This window comes from Mesorhizobium alhagi CCNWXJ12-2 (genome assembly GCF_000236565.1).
Taxonomy (GTDB): Bacteria; Pseudomonadota; Alphaproteobacteria; order Rhizobiales; family Rhizobiaceae; genus Allomesorhizobium; species Allomesorhizobium alhagi.
Genome location: NZ_AHAM01000291.1, coordinates 1 through 3,913, shown reverse-complemented (window position 1 = coordinate 3,913; position 3,913 = coordinate 1). Strand labels below are relative to the sequence as shown.

At 65.0% G+C, this 3,913-nt stretch carries 4 protein-coding genes; all 4 read left to right on the top strand.

Annotated features, from left to right (window positions below; translation table 11 throughout):
- On the top strand, positions 1 to 514 hold a 514-nt coding region (locus MAXJ12_RS30390), incomplete at its 5' end, for an LLM class flavin-dependent oxidoreductase (protein ID WP_008840007.1).
- Between the two features lie 35 nt (positions 515 to 549).
- A complete protein-coding gene (locus MAXJ12_RS30385; protein WP_008840006.1) occupies positions 550 to 834 on the top strand; it encodes a GNAT family N-acetyltransferase in 285 nt (94 codons plus the stop codon).
- A gap of 109 nt (positions 835 to 943) precedes the next feature.
- Positions 944 to 2,599 carry an acetolactate synthase large subunit gene (locus MAXJ12_RS30380; RefSeq protein WP_008840005.1) on the top strand — a complete coding sequence of 552 codons (1,656 nt, stop codon included), beginning with the start codon at positions 944 to 946 and terminating at the stop codon, positions 2,597 to 2,599.
- Between the two features lie 22 nt (positions 2,600 to 2,621).
- A partial coding sequence (locus MAXJ12_RS30375) for an aldehyde dehydrogenase family protein (protein WP_008840004.1) occupies positions 2,622 to 3,913 on the top strand: 1,292 nt, incomplete at its 3' end.

The window sequence follows — 3,913 nt, the reverse complement described above, 5'->3', positions numbered from 1 at the left end:
CGCGGGCGAACTTGGCCTTCCGCTGATGATCGCCATCATCGGCGGCACGTTCGAGCGTTTCCGCCCGCTCGTCGATCTCTATCGCGAGGCCGGCAGGCGCGCCGGTCACGGTCCCGAGAAGCTTGTGGTGGGCGTGCACGCGATGGGTTTCGTCGGCGATACGGACGCCGAGGCGAAGGATAACTTCTTTCCCGGTTGGGCGCATCTGACCGGCACCATCGGACGCGAGCGCGGGTGGTCGACGCCGACGCGCCAGCAGTTCGAAGCGATGGCCAGCCCCGAAGGCGCTTTCCTGATCGGCGAGCCGGCGACGGTCGCGGCCAAGATGCTCAGGGCAAGCGAGACGCTCGGCGGCATCTCGCGCATTACCTTCCAGATGAGCACCGCCTCGCTCGAAACCGCCGCGATGAAGCGTGCGATCGAGCTTCTTGGCACGGAAGTCGCGCCGATTGTCCGGTCGGCGCGCGAGACGGCGCGGATGGCGTCCATTCCTCAAGGCGCGGATCTCACTTGACGACCGCGATGGTCCCCCGAAGCAAGGGAAACGGGATGAGCGAAGTCGTCGACAATCCCAACGAACAGCGTTTCGAACTTCCGATAGATGACGGTGATGGCGACATCGCAGCCGCGTATTACCGCATCGAGGACGGCAGGTTCATCCTCATCCACACGCAGATGCCGTACCGGTTCACGGGACAGGGGATCGGTTCGCAACTCACCCGGGGCGTATTCGACGCGATCCGCGCGAGCGGTGGCAAGGTCGTCCTACGCTGCTCGTTCATGGGCGACTACCATACCCGCCATCCCGAATATTCCGACATCGTGATTGGCTAGAACGGATCGGTCGCCGGTTGCGCGAATCGCGGATGATGGTGGCAATTGCACTTACCCATGTATGATCGCCGCGCGTTCCGTCGAAAACGTTAACACAAGGCTTTAAACCATGCCCAAAGGATCGGACCTTCTTGTCGCCGCGCTGGAGAACGAAGGCGTGGATCGCATCTTCGGCGTGCCGGGCGAGGAGAACCTCGACCTGCTGGAGTCGCTACGAACCTCCGGTATCGAACTGGTCTTGACCCGTCATGAGCAGGCCGCGGCCTTCATGGCCGCGACGCATGGACGGCTGACGGGCAAGCCCGGCGTCTGCCTCGCCACGCTCGGACCGGGCGCGCTGAATTTCTCGACCGGGGCGGCCTATGCGCATCTTGGGGCCATGCCGATGATCCTCATCACTGGCCAGAAGCCGGTGATGAGCGCCAAACAGGCCCGCTTCCAGATCGTCGACATCGTCGCCTCGATGAAACCGCTGACCAAGATGACGCGCCAGATCGTCAGCGCAGCCGCCATACCCTCCACGGTGCGTGACGCCTTTCGCGTCGCGATGGAAGAGCGACCCGGGCCGGTGCATCTGGAATTGCCGGAGGACGTCGCGGCCGAAGAGATCGAGAACACCTTCGTCATTCCGGTCCACACCGCGGAGCGGCCTGTCGCCTCGGCTCTGTCGCTCGACAGCGCGGCGGAGATAATCCTTGGCGCAAGCCGACCGCTCGTCATGGTCGGTGCGGCAGGCAACCGGCCTGCGCTGGTCGCAGCGCTTTCGAGCTTCGTGAGGCGCACGCGGCTGCCGTTCTTCAACACGCAGATGGGCAAGGGCGCGGTCACCGGCGGCTCGAACCTCTACATGGGAACCGCGGCGCTGTCGGAGGGCGACTACGTCCACGAGGCCGTCGAGCGCGCCGACCTGATCATCGCCATCGGCCACGATACGGTCGAGAAGCCGCCCTTCCTGATGAAAAGCGCCGGCGGGCCACGGGTCATCCATGTCGGCTACCAGTCAGCCACTGTCGAGCAGGTCTACCACCCGGATATCGAGGTGATCGGCGACATCGGTGCCGCCGTCGAGGCGCTTGCCGGGCGGCTCGAAGGAAAGCTGACGCCCGACGAGGGAATGCTCGATCTGCGCCAGCGTATCCTCGCCCGCCTCAACGACCGCGCCGAGGAGGGCCGTTTTCCGGTCACGCCACAGCGCATCGTCCATGACGTTCGCAAGGTGATGCCGGAAGACGGTGTCGTCTGCCTCGACAACGGCATGTACAAGATCTGGTTCGCGCGCAACTACCGCACCCATGTCGCCAACACGCTGCTGCTCGACAATGCGCTCGCCACGATGGGCGCCGGCCTGCCTTCGGCGATGATGGCGGCAATGCTCCATCCCGACCGCCGCGTCATGGCGGTATGCGGCGACGGCGGCTTCATGATGAACTCGCAGGAGATGGAAACGGCGGTCCGCCTTGGGCTGAACCTCGTCGTCATCATCCTCAACGACAGCGCTTACGGCATGATCCGCTGGAAGCAGGCGATCGACGGTTTTCCGGATTTCGGCATGAGCTTCGGCAATCCCGATTTCGTGCGTTATGCCGAAGCTTATGGCGCGAAGGGTTCACGGGTTACGGCGGTCGAGGCTCTCGTGCCCACGCTCGAGGCTGCTTTCGCCGGCGGCGGGGTCCATCTGGTCGATGTGCCGATCGACTATTCCGAAAACACGCGCGTGCTGGTCGACGAGTTGCGCAACCGTACGCCCGACGTGGAATGCAAGTAACGGAAGTTCAGGGAGACCGACAATGCTGAAGGTTGTTCAGGCGTTTGACCGCGCGCCGATCGCGGAAATCGAGACCGACGACGCCGCCGCGCTGGAGCGCAAGCTGCAGGCGGCCGAGCAGGTCTTCAGGGATCGCGACGGCTGGCTTAAGACTCACCGGCGCATCGCCATCCTGCGCAGGCTGGCGGCACTGATGGAAGGCAGGCGCGATCATCTCGCCATGCAGATCGCGCGCGAGGGCGGCAAGCCGATGCCCGACGCCATCATCGAGACCAATCGCGCCATTGACGGCGTCCACAACGCCGCCGACGAACTGCGCAATTTCGCCGGCCGTGAAATCCCGATGGGCCTTTCTGCGGCCGCCGAGAACCGATGGGCCTTCACCACCAAGGAGCCCATCGGCATCGTCGCGGCGATCTCCGCCTTCAACCATCCTTTGAACCTGATCGTTCATCAGGTCGCGCCGGCCATCGCGGTCGGCTGCCCGGTCATCGTCAAGCCGGCGATCACGACGCCGCTGTCCTGCCTCGACTTCGTGGCGCTGGTCCGCGAGGCGGGCCTGCCCGGGCCGTGGTGCCAGACCTTCGTCACGGACGACAACGCTCTGGCCGAAAAGCTGGCGACCGACAGCCGCGTTGCCTTCCTCAGCTTCATCGGCTCGGCCCGGGTCGGCTGGTCGCTTCATGCCAAGCTTCCGCACGGTGCGCGTTCAGCACTGGAACATGGCGGGGCCGCGCCGGCCATCGTCGACCGCAGCGCCGATCTCGGCAAGGTCATCGAGCCCATCGTCAAGGGCGGCTACTACCATGCCGGGCAGGTCTGCGTTTCGACGCAGCGCATCTTCGTCCACGCCGACATCGCCGAGGATTTCACGCAGAGGCTCGTCGCCCGCGTCGAAAAACTGCGCACCGCCGATCCCATCTTGAAAGATACCGAAGTCGGGCCGCTGATCCTGCCGCGCGAGGCCGACAGGGTTGGACAGTGGATCGAGGAAGCGGTGAAGCGCGGGGCCACGCTGGCCACCGGCGGCAAGCGCCTCTCCGAAACGACGCTGGAGCCGGCGGTTCTGCTCGACCCGGCCGCCGACGCGAAGATATCGACTCTGGAAGTATTCGGCCCGGTGGTCGCCGTCTATCGCTACCGCGATCTCGACGACGCGATCCGTCAGGCCAATGCGCTGCCCACGGCCTTCCAGGCCAGCGTGTTCGCACAGGACATAGACGTCGCGCTACGCGCTGCCGAACGCCTCGATGCCTCGGCCGTGATGATCAACGATCCCACCGCCTTCCGAACCGACTGGATGCCCTTCGCCGG